Source organism: Streptomyces sp. NPDC044003, assembly GCF_056435185.1.
In genome coordinates this window covers 136,503-151,903 of the sequence record NZ_JBWKFA010000015.1, presented here as the reverse complement: position 1 = coordinate 151,903, position 15,401 = coordinate 136,503, and the positions used below count along the sequence as shown (strand labels likewise).

Below are 15,401 nucleotides of genomic sequence, written 5' to 3'. Positions count from 1 at the left end.
TCCTTCGTTCCTGTTTCCAGGCCCTCCGGGCGCTTCCTTCGTTTCCGACTCTATCAGATCTTTCCGATCCGATTTCCTCGGTGCTTTCCGGTCCCATTCGCTTTCGCTTTGGGGCCTTCCGGCGTGTCCACTACGTTAGCTGATTTCTTCGGCGACTCATAATCGAGCCGATCGAATTCGAATTCCGGCATGCCGAAATACGCCCCTGCTGGGGAGTCATCTTGAGTAGTGGGTGGCCGCTGCGGGGTGCTCGAACAAGCAGACCGTTTCCAGCGGCTCGGGCTACATTACGGGGTCCGATGGCCCGAGTCAAGGCGACGTTTGCGGGGCGTATGGGCGCGGTACGGGCTCACGGTCGGGTCCTCGGTGATCCAGAAACGCCAGGGGTGCGGGGCGCCGTCGCCGCCGACGCCCGTGCGGGGACCGCTGTCGATGCGGTCCGGGGCGGGGGGCGTGCCGGTGAGGAGGGCGAGCGGTCCGTCCTGACCTGCGCAGGTGTCCGTGCCGTTCAGGGAGAGGGCGATGTCGAGGGCGGTCGCCAGGCGGGCCGGGCCCTTCGCCAGCTCGTGGTCGGAGCGGGCCGAGCGGCGGCGCGGGCGGGCCTGCTCGGCGCCCTCGATGAATTCACCCGCACGCAGGAGGACCCCGCTCGCGTGTCCCTCGGGACCGCACACCAGGTTCAGGCAGTGCCACATGCCGTACGTGAAGTAGACGTACGCGTGTCCGGGGGGTCCGAACATGACGGCGTTGCGGTCGGTGCGGCCCCGGAAGGCGTGGGAGCCGGGGTCGATCGCGCCGGCGTACGCCTCCACCTCCGTGAGGCGCAGTTCCATCCGGCCTTCGTCCGTGTTGCGGACGAGCGTGCGGCCCAGGAGATCGGGGGCCACCTCCAGAACGGGGCGGTCGAAGAAGGCCCGCGGGAGCGGCGTACGGTCGGGGCTCTCGCTCATGGCGTCCGAGGGTAGTGGGGAACCGGCTACGGTCGTCGCGCGTATGTAGGGGTCAGGACCCGAGAAGGAGTGGAAGTCATGGGATTCAAGAAGCTGCTCGCGAGCCTGGGTGCCGGTGGGGCCACCGTGGAGACGGTGCTCACCGAGGAGAACGTCGTCCCGGGTGGGGTCGTCCAGGGCGAGGTGCGGATCCAGGGCGGCAGCGTCGACCAGCAGATCGAGGGGCTCTCCGTCGGGCTGCAGGCGCGTGTCGAGGTCGAGGGCGGCGACCAGGAGCACAGGCAGGACATCGAGTTCGTGAAGGTGCGTCTGGGCGGTGCCTTCGAGGTCAAGGCCGGCGCGGTGCACGTGGTGCCGTTCGGTCTGGAGATCCCGTGGGAGACGCCGGTCACCTCCGTCGCCGGGCAGCAGCTGCGCGGGATGAACATCGGGGTGACGACCGAGCTGGAGATCGCCCGGGCCGTGGACTCGGGTGACCTGGACCCGATCAACGTGCACCCGCTGCCGGCGCAGCAGGCGATCCTGGACGCCTTCATCCAGCTGGGCTTCCGCTTCAAGAGCGCGGACATGGAGCGCGGGCACATCCGGGGGACGCGGCAGAAGCTGCCCTTCTACCAGGAGATCGAGTTCTTCGCGCCGCAGCAGTACCGGGGTCTGAACCAGGTCGAGGTCAGCTTCGTCGCGGACGAGCGTGAGATGGACGTCGTCCTGGAGATGGACAAGAAGCCGGGTCTGTTCACCGAGGGCAGCGACTCGTTCCGCGCGTTCAAGGTGGGGCTGCACGACTTCCACGCCACCGACTGGTCGGCCTACCTGAACCAGTGGCTCGCCGAGGTCGGCGGCCGTCGCAACTGGCTCTAGGCTCGGCTCGTCAGCGTTGACGGACGATTCGGAGGTACTCGACGTGTCCGAGGGCAAGAGGGCGCCGCTCCCCCACGACTTCCATCCGCCGGTGGCGGCGTTCACCGTGGTGAGCGACGACGTCGCGCCGGGCGGGGTCCTGAAGGACGCTCAGGTGTACGCGGCGGGGAACACCTCGCCGCAGCTGAGCTGGGAGGGGTTCCCCGCGGAGACGAAGAGCTTCGCCGTGACCTGCTTCGACCCGGACGCCCCGACGGGCAGCGGGTTCTGGCACTGGGTGCTGTTCGACATACCGGTGTCGGTGACGGAGCTGCCGGTGGGTGCCGGTTCCGGGGCGTTCGAGGGGCTGCCGGCCGGTGCCGTCCACGCGCGGAACGACTACGGCTCGATGGACTTCGGCGGTGCCGCTCCGCCGAAGGGGGACGGGCCGCACCGGTACGTCTTCACGGTGTACGCGGTGGATCAGGAGAAGCTCGGTCCGGACGCCGACGCCTCGCCGGCGGCGGTCGGGTTCAATCTGCGCTTCCACACCCTCGGACGTGCCCAGCTCGTGGGTGAGTACGAGAATCCCGCGTAAGGCTGATCGTTCGTCAGTTGTTTGCCCGCTTCTGGTCTTGGAGAGATCAGAAGCGGGCATCTTTTGTTGCGCAGGAAATTGCGTTGTCCGACCCGGCCGGCCCGGCCATCGTTGATCCAGGCCCGAAGCCCCCTTCCCGGGGCTGGGGCCGGCACACGGGAGGTGGGCAACATGCGGGACACGCTGGTACTGAACGCGAGCTTCGAGCCGCTGTCGACGGTCACACTCAACCGTGCGGTGGTGCTTGTCCTGCAGGACAAGGCCGTCGTCGAGCAGGCCCATCCCGAGCTGAGAGTGCGGGGTGCCGCCGTCGATCTCCCGGTGCCCCGGGTGATCAGGCTCTGCAGGTACGTACGGGTGCCGTTCCGAAGACAGGCTCCGTGGTCGAGGAGGGGGGTGCTGGTCCGGGACCAGCACCGGTGCGCGTACTGCGGGCGGCGGGCGACGACGGTCGACCACGTGGTGCCGCGGGCGCAGGGTGGTGGGGACAGCTGGCTGAATACGGTCGCTTCCTGTGCCGAGGACAACCACCGCAAGGCCGACCGGACGCCGGAGCAGGCGGGGATGCCGCTGCTGCACCAGCCGTTCGAGCCGACCCCGGCGGACGCGATGCTGCTCGCGATGCGGGCGAGCGAGCGGTCGGAGCTGCCGGAGTGGCTGGCCAACTCGGCTGCGTAGACGTGTGATCCGTCGTCGGATCCGTCTTCGTGTCGTCTTCGTGTCGTCTTCGTACGGAAGGGCCCGTCTTCCCCGGTGGGGAGGCGGGCCCTTCCGCCTTCGGGTGTGCCGGGGGCTAGCCGAGGGTCAGCTGGAGGATGGCCACGATGCCGACGGCGATGATCACCCCGCGCAGGACCGTGGGGGGCAGTTTGCGGCCGACCTTGGCGCCGAGCTGGCCGCCGAGGGTGGAGCCGACGGCGATGAGCAGAACGGCGGTCCAGTCGAAGTCGGCGACGAAGAGGAAGAAGACGGCGGCGATTCCGTTGACCAGAGCGCCGAGGACGTTCTTGACGGCGTTGATGCGCTGCAGGTCGTCGTGGAGCAGCAGGCCCATGAGGGAGAGGTAGAGGACTCCCTGGGCGGCGCCGAAGTATCCGCCGTACATGCTGGCGAAGAAGAGGCCGATGAGGAGGACGGGGCCGCCGTCGGGGTGGGCCTCGGTGCCGGTCTGTTCGCGGCGGCGCTTCACGGCGGCGGCGATGCGGGGCTGGAGCAGGACGAGGACGAGCGCGAGGCCGATGAGGACCGGGACGATCGCGTCGAAGGCCTCGGACGGCAGGGCCAGGAGCAGGATGGCGCCGATGAGGCCGCCGGCGAGGGCGACGGCGCCGAGTCGCAGGACGCGGGACTTCTGGCCCTCGAGTTCGCGGCGGTAGCCGATGGCCCCGCTGATGGAGCCGGGGACGAGGCCGAGGGCGTTGGAGACGTTCGCGGTGATCGGGGGGAGTCCGGTCGCGAGGAGGACCGGGAACGTGATCAGCGTTCCCGATCCGACAATCGTGTTGATGGTGCCGGCGCCGATGCCGGCGGCGAAGACTGCCAGGGCTTCCCAGATGGACAACGCCATCTCCTTACATGGTCAGTGAGTCGCCTCCCCGCCCTGACGTCGTCAGGGTCGAGGGGCTCGCACTGATCATGCACGAATTACGTGTACGCGTCAGTCAACCGACGGTTCGTCTCGTCGTGCGGACGGCACGTCCTTGATGTTGAAGCCGGGGGTGCCGCCGCCGACGTTGCCGAAGGCGCCGGAGAGGCCCTTGAGGGCGTCGCCGATCTCGCTGGGCACGATCCAGAGCTTGTTGGCGTCGCCCTCGGCGATCTTCGGGAGCATCTGGAGGTACTGGTACGAGAGGAGCTTCTGGTCCGGGTCGCCCGCGTGGATGGCCTCGAAGACCGTGCGGACGGCCTGCGCCTCGCCCTCGGCCTTGAGGGCGGCGGCCTTGGCCTCACCCTCGGCGCGCAGGATCGCGGACTGCTTCTCGCCCTCGGCGGTGAGGATCGCGGACTGGCGCGTTCCCTCGGCGGTGAGGATCGCGGCGCGCTTGTCGCGCTCGGCGCGCATCTGCTTCTCCATCGAGTCCTGGATGGAGGTCGGCGGCTCGATGGCCTTGAGTTCGACGCGGTTGACGCGGATGCCCCACTTGCCGGTGGCCTCGTCGAGGACGCCGCGCAGGGCCGCGTTGATCTCCTCGCGGGAGGTGAGGGTCCGCTCCAGGTCCATGCCGCCGATGATGTTGCGCAGGGTGGTGACGGTGAGCTGCTCGATCGCCTGGATGTAGCTGGCGACCTCGTAGGTCGCGGCGCGGGCGTCGGTCACCTGGTAGTAGATGACCGTGTCGATGTTGACGACGAGGTTGTCCTGGGTGATCACCGGCTGCGGCGGGAACGGGACGACCTGTTCGCGGAGGTCGATCCGGTTGCGGATCGAGTCGATGAACGGGACGACGATGTTCAGTCCGGCGTTGAGCGTGCGGGTGTAGCGGCCGAAGCGCTCCACGATCGCCGCACTCGCCTGCGGGATGACCTGGATCGTCTTGATCAGGGCGATGAAGACGAGCACCACCAGAATGATCAGGACGATGATGACTGCTGACATCGTGTTCCCCGTGCCCTTCGCTGCCGGTTGTCTGCCGGGTTTCTTCCGATGATCGAGTTTCCCAGATGGCGGAGCGTCATGGGCGAGGTTCGGTCACATGACGTCACATGACCACGGCGGTCGCCCCGTCGATCTCCACGACATCGACCTGTTCGCCCGGTTCGAAGGTCTGGCCGGTGTCGAGCGTGCGCGCGGACCAGACCTCGCCGGCGAGCTTGATGCGGCCTCCGTGGCTGTCGACCCGTTCCAGGACGACGGCCTGACGGCCTTTCAGGGCGTCGACTCCGGTGGCGAGTTCGGGTCTGCCGTCGCGGTGGCGGACGGCGATCGGGCGTACCACCGCGATGAGCGCCACGGAGACGACGACGAAGACGAGTACCTGGGTGACGATGCCGAAGCCGAGGGCGGCGGTCACCGCCCCGGCGACCGCTCCGACGGAGAACATGCCGAACTCCGGCATCGCGGTCAGGACCAGCGGAATGCCGAGCCCCACCGCGCCGATCAGCCACCAGACCCACGCGTCGATGTCCACGTGGTCATGGTAGGGCGGTGGGGTCCTTCCGGGACAGGGCGCGGGCGGCTGTGCGGGACGCCGGTGCCCTCTCCGGTCACTTCAGGGGCAGGCCGTGGGCGGTCCAGCGGTCGCCGACGCGCTCGACGACGAGCGGCAGGCCGAAGCAGTGCGAGAGGTTGCGGGAGGTGAGCTCGGTCTCCACGGGTCCCGCGGCGAGGACCTTGCCCTGGCGGATCATCAGGACGTGGGTGAAGCCGGGGGCGATCTCCTCGACATGGTGGGTGACCATGATCATGGAGGGGGCGTACGGGTCGCGGGCGAGGCGGCCGAGGCGGCGGACCAGGTCCTCGCGGCCGCCGAGGTCGAGGCCGGCGGCGGGCTCGTCGAGGAGGAGGAGCTCCGGGTCGGTCATCATCGCGCGGGCGATCAGGGTCCGCTTGCGCTCGCCCTCGGAGAGGGTGCCGAACTTGCGGTCCAGGTAGTCGTTCATCCCGAGCCGGTCGAGGAAGGCCTTGGCGCGCTCCTCGTCGACCGGGTCGTAGTCCTCGTGCCAGGTGGCGGTCATGCCGTACGCGGCGGTGAGGACGGTCTGCAGGACGGTCTGGCGCTTGGGGAGCTTCTCCGCCATGGCGATGCCGGCCACACCGATGCGGGGGCGGAGCTCGAAGACGTCGGTGCCGACGCCGCCCAGCTGCTCGTCCAGGATGCGGGCGGTGCCCTTGGTGGGGAAGAGGTAGCTGGAGGCGATGTTCAGAAGGGTGGTCTTGCCGGCGCCGTTGGGTCCGAGGATCACCCAGCGCTCGCCCTCCTTGACCGACCAGGAGACCTCGTCCACCAGAGCCCGTCCGTCGCGGACCACGGATACGTCCACCAGCTCCAGTACATCGCTCATGAGCGCGTTGTCTCCCCTTGCGGTCGAGTCTTGTCGTCGCCTTGCGCCGATGGGCGCGGCGTCCAGGGGAAAACCTACGTTATCGACGGAGCGGACCGGTCCGTAGGGCGTCCTTTGAGTCCTTAGTCTGGGGGGATGCTTTCGGAACCACGCTCAGGACGTCTGGCCGCCTGGGGCAATGCCCTGCTGGCCGGGGCCGTGTCGCCCGACGAGGCGGCGACGGCGATTGTCGGGGAGGACGCGGTGCACCGCGTGGAGGGGCTGCCGGGTGAGGCGGGGCCGGTGGGGCTGACGCTCGCGCTGGGCCGGCTGCGGCGGCTCGGGGTGACCGGCTGGCGGGTCGCGCTGCCGGCGCCGGGGCATCCGCTGGGGTTGAGCGGGCCGCCGGACTTCAACGCGCGCGCCTTGGAGGCCGAGGAGGCGGTGGTGGGCTTCGGTGCGCCGTACGGTCTCGTGCCGGAGGTCTCCGAGGCGGGTCCCGCGGGTGATGTGCACGTCTCGGTGGTCTGGCAGTGCCTCGCCGTGCGGGAGGCTCCGCCGGCGGACGTGCCGTCCCTGGGCGAGGCGGAGCGGGAGCTGGCGGAGGCGCTGCGGGACGCGACGGCGGTGCTGACCCGGCTCGACGTGGCGGCCTCGGGTCCGGCGGCGGACGCGGCGCGCGAGGTGTACCGGGCGCGGGCGGAGGTGGGGCGCGAGGTGCTCGCCCCGGGCTATCCGCCGCGCGCGGTGCGGGTCCTGGAGCTGGCGCAGCGGATCGGCCTGCTGGTGAACCTGGCGTACGACCACGGGCACGGGGGTGCGGTGAGCGCCTCGGAGATGGCGGCGCGGGGGGCGGCGCTGCGGCCGGTGGAGCGGGTGGCTCGGCGCGCGCAGGTCGCGGCGTACAACGCGTATGTGGAGGAGCGGGAGCGGGAGCGGGGGTTCTGAGGCCGGCGCCTCGCCTCTGAGCCGGGGCTCTGGGGGGGCGGGTACGGGGGACGGGCGACGCCCTGGGGGGTTGTGCCCACCCTCCCCCAGACTCCGTCCGGGGGGACCCCCACGCCCTGCGGAACGATTGCCCACAACGGTTCGGCCCCCGGGGGGATCGTCCGGGGGCCGAGTCTTTTTCGGGGGGCGTCAGCCGTTGTAGGCGCCGTTGCCGAAGGCCGGGTTGAGCAGGCCGATCACATTGACCGTGTTGCCGGAGACGTTCACGGGGACGTGGACCGGGACCTGCACCAGGTTGCCGGAGGCGACGCCCGGCGAGTTGAGGGCCTCGCCCGTGGCCTCGGCGCCGTGGGCGGAGGCGACACCCGCACCGGCGGCGACGATGCCACCGGCGACCATGGTGAGAGCAGCGGCCTTCTTGAGGTTCTTCACTTGGTACATCCTCCTGGTCATCGCTGCGGCCGGTCCGCCGCAGCACGCCATGGAGAACGCCTCACCCCCCGCCGGGTTGCGCCGAACGGGGGATATACACACGACGGTATGACCTATTGAACGGTCGTGCGCCCGGCGCACCGGGGGGCGCGTCAGTTGGTGAGGCCGTGCCTGACCGCCCAGAGCGCCGCCTGGGTGCGGTCCGCGAGGTCGAGCTTCATCAGGATGTTCGAGACGTGCGTCTTGACCGTCTTCTCGGAGAGGACGAGGGCGCGGGCGATCTCGCGGTTGGACCGGCCGTCCGCGATCAGGCCGAGGACCTCGCGCTCCCGCTCCGTGAGGGACGGCCCCCGCCCCGTGCCCCCGTGGGAGTCCTCCTGGGCGAGGAGCGCGCCCGCGACCTCGGGCTGGAGCAGGACGTGCCCGGCGTGGACGGAGCGGATCGCGCCGGCCAGGGCGTCGGGGTCCACGTCCTTGTAGACGTATCCGGAGGCCCCGGCCCGGAGCGCGGGGACGACCGTCCGCTGCTCGGTGAAGCTGGTGACGATCAGGACCCTGGCGGGGTTGGCGAGCTCGCGGAGCCGCTTGAGCGCCTCGATGCCGTCCGTGCCCGGCATCTTCACGTCCATGAGGACCACGTCGGGGCGGAGCTCCTCGGCCCTCGCGACCCCTTCGTCGCCGTCGGAGGCCTCCCCCACGACCTCTATGTCGTCCTGCACCTCCAGGAAGGTGCGCAGGCCTCGGCGGACGACCTGGTGGTCGTCGACCAGCAGGACACGGATCGGCTTGTCAGCCACCGGGAACCTCCATCTCGATCGTGGTGCCCTCGCCCGGGGCCGAGGTCACGGTGAGCCGGCCGCCGACGCCGCCCGCACGGTCCCGCATGGAGACCAGGCCGAGGTGGCGGCCGGCCCTGCGGACCGTACGCGGGTCGAATCCCTTGCCGTCGTCGGTGACGGTGAGGCGCGCGCCCTGGCCGCTGCGGGTCAGGGAGACCGTGACGAGCTGCGCGTCCGCGTGCCGCAGGGCGTTGTGCAGGGCCTCCTGCGCGACCCGGAGGACGGCCTCCTCCTGGGCGGCCGGCAGGGCCCGGGTCCCGGGGCTCTCGAAGGTGACCCGGGCGGAGTGGGCGCGGTCGAGGACCTGGATCTGGGTGCGGAGCGTGTGCACGAGGCCGTCCTCGTCGAGGGCGGCGGGCCGGAGCTCGACGACGGCGGCGCGCAGCTCGTCGGCGGCCTCGGCGGCGAGCACGGCGACCTGCTGGAGCTCGCCCTTGGCGCGGGCCGGGTCGCGGTCGACGAGGGCGGCGGCGGCCTGGGCGGTCAGCCGGAGCGAGAACAGCTTCTGGCTGACGGCGTCGTGCAGCTCGTGGGCCAGGCGGGAGCGCTCCTCGGCGATGGTGAGCTCGCGGCTGCGCTCGTACAGGCGGGCGTTGGTGAGGGCGATGGCCGCGTGCTGGGCGAGGATCGAGAGGAGTGCCTCGTCCTCGGCGGTGAAGCCGCAGCCGCCGTCGGGCTTGGGGCAGCGCTTGTTGGCGAGGAAGAGGGCGCCGAGGATCTCGTCGCCGTCCCGGACGGGCAGGCCGAGGAAGTCGGACATCTCGGGGTGGGTGTCGGGCCAGCCCTCGAAGCGGGGGTCCTTGCGGACGTCGGCGAGCCGCTCGGGCTCGGCCTTGTGGAGCATCGAGGCGAGGATGCCGTGCTGGCGGGGCAGGGGGCCGATGGCCTTCCACTGCTCGTCGCTGACGCCGTCGACCACGAACTGGGCGAAGCCGCCGTGGTCGTCGGGGACGCCCAGGGCCGCGTACTCGGCGTCGAGCAGCTCGCGGGCGGAGGTCACGATCGTCTTGAGGACGTCGCGGACCTCCAGATGGCGGCTCATCGCCAGGAGGGCGGTGCTCACGGCGGCCAGGCCGGAGCTCGGTCGATGGCTCATGTGTTCACCGTACCGGCGGGGTGTGACGGTCCGTATCCGCCTGGGGACGAGGGCGGCGCAGGTCTCGGGACCTAGGTCGAAGTGCCCTCGGCGGTCCGGGCCCGGGGCCGAGGCGGTGGGCGGGGGTGCGGCCGGAGGCTTGAGCCATCCAGAAGGAAGAGGGGATGGACGTCATGGCTGTCGCGATCATCACGGGTGCGTCGAGGGGTCTTGGACGGGCGCTGGCCGCGGCGCTCGCCGGGCGGGGCTGGGATCTGGTGCTCGACGCCCGCAAGGCGGACGTACTGGAGGAGAGCGCGGAGGCGGCCCGCGCGCGTGGCGCCCGGGTGGTGGCGCTGGCGGGGGACGTGACGGACGCGGCGCACCGGCGGGAGCTGGTGGCGGCGGCGGGGGAGCTCGGGGGGCTCGATCTGGTGGTGAACAACGCGGGGATCCTGGGCGCCGAGCCGCTCGTGCCGCTCGACCGTCACTCGCTGGACGGGTTCCGGGCGGCCCTGGAGGTCAACGTGGTGGCTCCGCTGGGGCTCCTTCAGGAGGCGCTGCCCCTGCTGCGTACGTCGCCCGCCGGGGCGGTGGTCAATCTGAGTTCGGACGCGGCTGCGGAGGCGTACCGGACCTGGGGCGCGTACGGGGCGACGAAGGCGGCGCTCGACCAGCTGTCGGCGGTCCTGGCGGTGGAGGAGCCGGGGCTGCGGGTCTGGTGGGTGGACCCGGGCGGGATGCGGACGGACATGCTGGCGGCCGCGGAGCCCGGCGAGGACCTGTCGGGGACGCCGACCCCGGACGAGGTCGCCCCGGTCTTCCTGCGGCTGCTCGACGAGCGGCCGGCGAGCGGGCGGTACTCGGCGCCGGCCTTCCTGGAGACACGATGAGCCTCGCCGTACGGGTGCCGGCGGAGCTGTCGGCGCGGGTGCCGGCCGAGCAGCGGGGGCCCGGGCGGGGCCGGGACGACGTGCGGCTGCTCGTGTCGCGGGGCGAGGAGGTGTCGCACCACTCCTTCACGGAGCTGCCGGCGCTGCTGCGGGCCGGGGACGTGCTCGCCGTGAACACCTCGACGACGCTGGCGGCGGCCGTGGACGGCCGGCTGGCAGGACACCCCCCGGGGTCCGGGCCCGGCGGGGAGCCGGTGGTCGTCCACTTCTCCACCCGCGGGGACGACGGGCGGTGGGCCGTGGAGCTGCGGACGCCGGACGGGTCGGGCAGTACGCGCCCGCGTGGGGGCGGTCCGGCGGGGGCGGTCGTGCGGCTGCCCGGAGGGGCGCGGCTGGTGCTGGCGGAGCCGCTGGTGCCCGGGAGCGGGCGGCTGTGGTGGGCGCGGGCGGACGCGGACGTGCCGGGGCTGCTCGGGCGGTACGGGCGGGCCATCCGGTACGGGTACACGGAGCGGGACCAGCCCCTGTCGGCGTACCGGACGGTCTTCGCCCTCCCCTCCCCCGACGGGGCGGGCTCGGCGGAGATGCCGAGCGCGGGGCGGCCCTTCACGGCCCGGCTCGTGGCGGAGCTGGTCGACCGGGGCGTACGGATCGCCCCGCTGTCCCTTCATACGGGGGTGTCGTCTGCTGAGGCCCACGAGCCGCCGTACCCGGAACGCTTCGAGGTGCCGGCGGCGACGGCGGCCCTGGTGAACACGGCCCGGGCCGAGGGCGGCCGGGTGATCGCGGTGGGGACCACGGTGGTGCGGGCCCTGGAGTCGGCCGCGGTCGACGGGGTCGTGCGGGCCGTTCGGGGGTGGACCGGGCTCGTGGTGACGCCCGCGCGGGGGGTGCGGGTCGTGGACGGGCTGCTCACCGGCCTGCACGAGCCCGAGGCCTCGCATCTGCTGATGCTGGAGGCGGTCGCCGGGCGGCCCGCGCTGCGGAGCGCGTACGACGCCGCGGTACGGGGCCGCTACCTCTGGCACGAGTTCGGCGACGTCCATCTCCTCCTCCCGGAGGAGGAACCTCACCCTGCGCATTGCTGACGCAACGCCTGGTCAGTTTGTTACGTGCCCGATGTGAGGCCGCGCATAGGACCCACATCACTTACGAAGCCCCCTAGTGGACCCCACGACACCGGAAATCGGCGGAGGAAATGGGGCACAGGGGGCTTTGCGTGGCCCGTGCACAACCCCCTGATCCACTACCCGGGTTCGTACGTCACACCTTTGCCACAGGATTTTGCTGCCGCTAAGAATTGCCCCCGTCGCCGCCGAGCAGGCGCAGCGCCGCCCCGGCCGAGCGACCCCCAGCGATTCGAAGAGGTAGTCCTGCATGTCTGCGAACACCCCTGGCCACAGTCGTGGTCTGAAGAAGACCCACAAGGCCACGATCGCCGGCGTCGTCGCTCTGAGCGCCGCAGCCCTCACCTTCTCCCTCGTGCCCGGCAACGGCGGCACCGAGACCGAGCCGCAGGCCCTGTCCGGTACCCAGCAGGTCGCCTGGTCGTACGACGCGAACAGCCCGCAGGCCAAGGCGCTGGCCGCCAGCGTCAGCGAGCAGCAGACCACCATCGGTCTGAAGGCCAAGCAGGAGGCCGAGGCCAAGGCCAAGGCCGCCGCCGCCAAGGCGAAGGCCGACGCGAAGGCCAAGGCCGCCGCCAAGGCCAAGGCCGCCGCCAAGGCGAAGGCCGCCGCCAAGGCGAAGGCCGAGGCCAAGGCCAAGGCCGCCGCGAAGAAGCGCGCCGCCGAGAAGGCCGCCGCGAGCCGTTCCGTCGCCCGTACCCCGGTCTTCGCGAACAACCTCGACGGCTGGATCCGCGAGGCGCTCTACATCATGGACAAGCACAACATCCCGGGCACCTACAACGGCCTGCACCGGAACATCATGCGCGAGTCCAGCGGCAACCCGTACGCCATCAACAACTGGGACATCAACGCCATCAACGGCGTCCCGTCCAAGGGCCTGCTCCAGGTGATCTACCCGACCTTCAAGGCGTACCACATCGCCGGCACCAAGTTCGACCAGTACGACCCGGTCGCCAACATCGTCGCCGCCGCCAACTACGCGGCCGACCGCTACGGCTCGATCGACAACGTCAACAGCGCGTACTGATACGCGGAAGGGCGGCACCCCGGAGAGGGGTGCCGCCCTTCGGCGTGGCGTCGCGAGGGTTACTTGCGCATGACCTCGGGCTCGTGGCGGCGCAGCAGCCGCGCCACGAGGACGCAGCAGACGGTCGCCATGAACAGCTGGATGCCGAGGTCGAGGCTCCACTGGCCGACCGTGTGCTCCCACAGCGGGTCGGTGTTCGTGGGGTCCTTGTGGTCCCACGGCGGCATCAGGTGCGCCAGGTCCAGGGTGGTGCCGGCGCCGGCGATGCCCCAGCGGGAGGGCATGAGCCAGGCGAACTGCTCCAGGCCGGGCGAGCCGTACACCTGGAAGAGGATGCCGGTGAACACGACCTGGATGATCGCGAACATGACGAGCAGCGGCATGGTCTTCTCGGCGGTCTTCACCAGCGCGGAGATGACCAGGCCGACCATCATCGAGGTCAGGCCGAGCGCGATGACCTGGATGCACAGCTCGGCGGCCGGCGGCATGAACAGGCCCTCTTCGGGCAGCGCGCGCGTGGAGAAGCCGATGCCGCAGATGATCACGCCCTGGAAGGCCGTGATCAGGCCGAGGACGATGACCTTGGACATCAGGTACGCGGAACGGGACAGGCCGACGGCGCGCTCCCGCTCGTAGATGACGCGTTCCTTGATCAGCTCTCGGACGGAGTTGGCCGCGCCGGAGAAGCACATGCCGACCGCGAGGATCAGCATGATCGTGCCGGCGTCGCCGTTGAAGCGGGACGGCGGCGTGGGCTTCCCGAGGCCGAAGTCGGCGGGGATGACGACGGACACCGCGCCGAGGACGGCCGGCAGGATCACCATCAGGGCCATGAAGCCCTTGTCGGAGGCGATCACCGACACGTAGCGGCGGATCAGGGTCAACAGCTGCGAGCCCCAGCCCTGCGGCTTCGGCGGGCGGGCCATGGCCTGCTGCGGCATCTGGACGGGCTGCGCGGCGACGGCGTCGATGTCCGCGGCGTACATCTGGTAGTGCTGCGAGCCCTTCCAGCGGCCCGCCCAGTCGTAGTCGCGGTAGTTCTCGAAGGCGGAGAAGACGTCGGCCCAGGTGGAGTAGCCGAAGAAGTTCAGCGCCTCCTCCGGCGGGCCGAAGTACGCCACGGAGCCGCCGGGCGCCATCACGAGCAGCTTGTCGCAGAGGCCCAGCTCGGCCACCGAGTGGGTGACGACGAGGACCGTGCGGCCGTCGTCCGCGAGGCCGCGGAGCAGCTGCATGACATCGCGGTCCATGCCCGGGTCGAGGCCGGAGGTCGGCTCGTCCAGGAAGATCAGCGAGGGCTTGGTGAGGAGCTCCAGGGCGACGGAGACGCGCTTGCGCTGGCCACCGGAGAGGGAGGTGACCTTCTTCTCCTTGTGGATGTCGAGCTTGAGCTCGCGCAGCACCTCGTCGATGCGGGCCTCGCGCTCGGCCGTGGCGGTGTCGCCGGGGAAGCGGAGCTTGGCCGCGTAGCGCAGCGCCTTCTGGACGGTCAGCTCCTTGTGCAGGATGTCGTCCTGCGGGACCAGACCGATGCGCTGGCGCAGCTCGGCGAACTGCTTGTAGAGGCTGCGGTTGTCGTAGAGGACATCGCCCTCGTTGGCCGGGCGGTAGCCGGTCAGCGCCTTGAGCAGGGTGGACTTGCCGGAGCCGGACGGGCCGATGACGCCGATCAGCGACTTCTCCGGGACGCCGAAGGTGACGTCCTTGAGGATCTGCTTGCCGCCGTCGACCGTGACCGTGAGGTGGCGGGCCGAGAAGGAGACCGAGCCGGTGTCGACGAACTCTTCCAGCTGGCCGCCGACGATGCGGAAGGTCGAGTGACCGACGCCGACGATGTCCTGCGGGCCGAGGAGGGCCGTGCCGCCCTTGGCGATCGGCTGACCGTTGACGTACGTGCCGTTGTGCGAGCCGAGGTCGCGGATCTCGAAGCGGCCGTCGGGCGTCGCGTGGAACTCGGCGTGGTGCCGCGAGACCTGGAGGTCGGAGACGACCAGTTCGTTCTCGAGGGCACGGCCGATCCGCATCACGCGGCCGAGGTCCAGCTGGTAGAAGGTCGTCGGGCTGCGGTGGTCGCCGTAGGGCGACGGCGCCCCCGCGGAGCCGCCGGGGTGCCCCTGGGCGGGTCCCTGCTGGTGCGGGACCGGCTGGTGGACGGGCGGCTGTTGGGCCGGCTGCTGCCAGCCCTGCTGCTGCGGCGGCGCCTGGTGCGTGGCCCAGTCGGCCTGGGCTGCGGCGGCGCCGGCCGCGTGGTGCGCGGGGGCCTGCTGGGCAGGGGCCTGCTGCTGGGGCACCTGCTGCTGCGGTGCCTGCTGCTGAGGCGCGGCGTCCGCGCCGGCGGCGAGATTCAGCCGCGGGCCGTCGGTGGCGTTGCCGAGGTTGACGGCCGAACCGGGGCCGATCTCCACCTGGTGGATCCTCTGGCCCTGGAGGAAGGTGCCGTTGGTGGAGCCGTGGTCCTCGATGACCCAGCTCCGGCCGCCCCAGCTGATGGTGGCGTGGCGCCACGAGACCCTGGCATCGTCGATGACCAGGTCACCCTGAGGGTCCCTGCCCAGGGTGTACGACCGGGACGGATCGAGCGTCCAGGTCCTGCCGTTCAATTCCAGTACGAGTTCTGGCACTCCATGCCCCACTACTTGTCCCCCGATGTACCCCCGTCTTCGGGAGTCCAGGGATGGCGAATCATCC

The 15,401-nt window shown here is 71.0% G+C and carries 16 protein-coding genes; 7 read left to right on the top strand and 9 right to left on the bottom strand.

The genetic code is table 11. The features are described 5' to 3' along the window. Positions 1-287 precede the first annotated feature (287 nt). Positions 288-950, bottom strand: a complete 663-nt coding sequence (locus AC07AW_RS37675; RefSeq protein WP_478819956.1) for a DNA-3-methyladenine glycosylase — start codon at positions 948-950, stop codon at positions 288-290. Positions 951-1,028: 78 nt separating this feature from the next. On the opposite strand from AC07AW_RS37675, the gene AC07AW_RS37670 reads away from it, so the two are divergent. From AC07AW_RS37670 to AC07AW_RS37660, 3 genes are all read left to right on the top strand, one after another. Beyond that, entirely contained in the window at positions 1,029-1,811 is a 783-nt protein-coding gene (locus AC07AW_RS37670; RefSeq protein ID WP_478819955.1) for a sporulation protein, read from the top strand. A 43-nt stretch (positions 1,812-1,854) separates the two neighbouring features. Further along, on the top strand, positions 1,855-2,388 hold the full coding sequence (locus AC07AW_RS37665; RefSeq protein ID WP_478819954.1) for a YbhB/YbcL family Raf kinase inhibitor-like protein: 534 nt from the start codon (positions 1,855-1,857) through the stop codon (positions 2,386-2,388). A 171-nt stretch (positions 2,389-2,559) separates the two neighbouring features. Beyond that, positions 2,560-3,066 (top strand): HNH endonuclease, encoded by a 507-nt coding sequence (locus AC07AW_RS37660; protein WP_041128537.1) that lies wholly within the window; start codon positions 2,560-2,562, stop codon positions 3,064-3,066. Positions 3,067-3,181: 115 nt separating this feature from the next. On the opposite strand, the gene AC07AW_RS37655 is transcribed toward AC07AW_RS37660, so the two are convergent. The 4 genes from AC07AW_RS37655 to AC07AW_RS37640 form a co-directional block, all read right to left on the bottom strand. Continuing rightward, on the bottom strand, positions 3,182-3,955 hold the full coding sequence (locus AC07AW_RS37655) for a sulfite exporter TauE/SafE family protein (protein WP_478819953.1): 774 nt from the start codon (positions 3,953-3,955) through the stop codon (positions 3,182-3,184). A 90-nt stretch (positions 3,956-4,045) separates the two neighbouring features. Continuing rightward, positions 4,046-4,984: an SPFH domain-containing protein gene (locus AC07AW_RS37650; RefSeq protein ID WP_086831988.1), complete on the bottom strand. Its 939-nt coding sequence runs from the start codon at positions 4,982-4,984 to the stop codon at positions 4,046-4,048. A gap of 103 nt (positions 4,985-5,087) precedes the next feature. Further along, positions 5,088-5,516: an NfeD family protein gene (locus tag AC07AW_RS37645; protein ID WP_478819952.1), complete on the bottom strand. Its 429-nt coding sequence runs from the start codon at positions 5,514-5,516 to the stop codon at positions 5,088-5,090. Between the two features lie 76 nt (positions 5,517-5,592). Further along, complete coding sequence (locus AC07AW_RS37640; RefSeq protein WP_478819951.1) at positions 5,593-6,390, bottom strand: ABC transporter ATP-binding protein; 798 nt, start codon at positions 6,388-6,390, stop codon at positions 5,593-5,595. 135 nt (positions 6,391-6,525) lie between these two features. On the opposite strand from AC07AW_RS37640, the gene AC07AW_RS37635 reads away from it, so the two are divergent. Continuing rightward, a complete protein-coding gene (locus AC07AW_RS37635) occupies positions 6,526-7,317 on the top strand; it encodes a hypothetical protein (RefSeq protein WP_478819950.1) in 792 nt (263 codons plus the stop codon). Positions 7,318-7,506: 189 nt separating this feature from the next. Here AC07AW_RS37635 and AC07AW_RS37630 read toward each other — a convergent pair whose 3' ends face one another. From AC07AW_RS37630 to AC07AW_RS37620, 3 genes are all read right to left on the bottom strand, one after another. Further along, positions 7,507-7,749 carry a chaplin gene (locus AC07AW_RS37630; RefSeq protein ID WP_478819949.1) on the bottom strand — a complete coding sequence of 81 codons (243 nt, stop codon included), beginning with the start codon at positions 7,747-7,749 and terminating at the stop codon, positions 7,507-7,509. Positions 7,750-7,901: 152 nt separating this feature from the next. Next, a complete protein-coding gene (locus tag AC07AW_RS37625) occupies positions 7,902-8,546 on the bottom strand; it encodes a response regulator (RefSeq protein ID WP_478819948.1) in 645 nt (214 codons plus the stop codon). After that, the gene (locus AC07AW_RS37620; RefSeq protein ID WP_478819947.1) at positions 8,539-9,684 is read right to left on the bottom strand and encodes a GAF domain-containing sensor histidine kinase; all 1,146 of its coding nucleotides are present in this window, start codon (positions 9,682-9,684) and stop codon (positions 8,539-8,541) included. Before AC07AW_RS37620 ends, AC07AW_RS37625 begins: the two co-directional genes overlap by 8 nt. Positions 9,685-9,857: 173 nt before the next feature. Between AC07AW_RS37620 and AC07AW_RS37615 the strand changes: the two genes are divergently transcribed. The 3 genes from AC07AW_RS37615 (at position 9,858) to AC07AW_RS37605 (ending at position 12,713) form a co-directional block, all read left to right on the top strand. Beyond that, positions 9,858-10,556, top strand: a complete 699-nt coding sequence (locus AC07AW_RS37615; RefSeq protein ID WP_478819963.1) for an SDR family NAD(P)-dependent oxidoreductase — start codon at positions 9,858-9,860, stop codon at positions 10,554-10,556. Then, positions 10,553-11,644, top strand: a complete 1,092-nt coding sequence (locus AC07AW_RS37610) for an S-adenosylmethionine:tRNA ribosyltransferase-isomerase (protein ID WP_478819946.1) — start codon at positions 10,553-10,555, stop codon at positions 11,642-11,644. The genes AC07AW_RS37615 and AC07AW_RS37610 overlap by 4 nt, the downstream gene beginning before the upstream one ends. Before the next feature lie 289 nt (positions 11,645-11,933). Further along, on the top strand, positions 11,934-12,713 hold the full coding sequence (locus tag AC07AW_RS37605) for a transglycosylase SLT domain-containing protein (RefSeq protein ID WP_478819945.1): 780 nt from the start codon (positions 11,934-11,936) through the stop codon (positions 12,711-12,713). Positions 12,714-12,772: 59 nt separating this feature from the next. Here the strand turns inward: AC07AW_RS37605 and AC07AW_RS37600 are convergent, their stop codons facing one another. Beyond that, positions 12,773-15,346 (bottom strand): ABC transporter ATP-binding protein/permease, encoded by a 2,574-nt coding sequence (locus AC07AW_RS37600; protein WP_478819944.1) that lies wholly within the window; start codon positions 15,344-15,346, stop codon positions 12,773-12,775. Between the last annotated feature and the right edge of the window lie 55 nt (positions 15,347-15,401).

Excerpts from the sequence above, each read along its gene's own strand:
- AC07AW_RS37675 (WP_478819956.1), bottom strand. The coding sequence starts at position 950 with ATGAGCGAGAGCCCCGACCGTACGCCGCTCCCGCGGGCCTTCTTCGAC.
- AC07AW_RS37670 (WP_478819955.1), top strand. The coding sequence starts at position 1,029 with ATGGGATTCAAGAAGCTGCTCGCGAGCCTGGGTGCCGGTGGGGCCACC.
- AC07AW_RS37660 (WP_041128537.1), top strand. The coding sequence starts at position 2,560 with ATGCGGGACACGCTGGTACTGAACGCGAGCTTCGAGCCGCTGTCGACG.
- AC07AW_RS37655 (WP_478819953.1), bottom strand. The coding sequence starts at position 3,955 with ATGGCGTTGTCCATCTGGGAAGCCCTGGCAGTCTTCGCCGCCGGCATC.
- AC07AW_RS37650 (WP_086831988.1), bottom strand. The coding sequence starts at position 4,984 with ATGTCAGCAGTCATCATCGTCCTGATCATTCTGGTGGTGCTCGTCTTC.
- AC07AW_RS37640 (WP_478819951.1), bottom strand. The coding sequence starts at position 6,390 with ATGAGCGATGTACTGGAGCTGGTGGACGTATCCGTGGTCCGCGACGGA.
- AC07AW_RS37635 (WP_478819950.1), top strand. The coding sequence starts at position 6,526 with ATGCTTTCGGAACCACGCTCAGGACGTCTGGCCGCCTGGGGCAATGCC.
- AC07AW_RS37620 (WP_478819947.1), bottom strand. The coding sequence starts at position 9,684 with ATGAGCCATCGACCGAGCTCCGGCCTGGCCGCCGTGAGCACCGCCCTC.
- AC07AW_RS37615 (WP_478819963.1), top strand. The coding sequence starts at position 9,858 with ATGGCTGTCGCGATCATCACGGGTGCGTCGAGGGGTCTTGGACGGGCG.
- AC07AW_RS37610 (WP_478819946.1), top strand. The coding sequence starts at position 10,553 with ATGAGCCTCGCCGTACGGGTGCCGGCGGAGCTGTCGGCGCGGGTGCCG.
- AC07AW_RS37605 (WP_478819945.1), top strand. The coding sequence starts at position 11,934 with ATGTCTGCGAACACCCCTGGCCACAGTCGTGGTCTGAAGAAGACCCAC.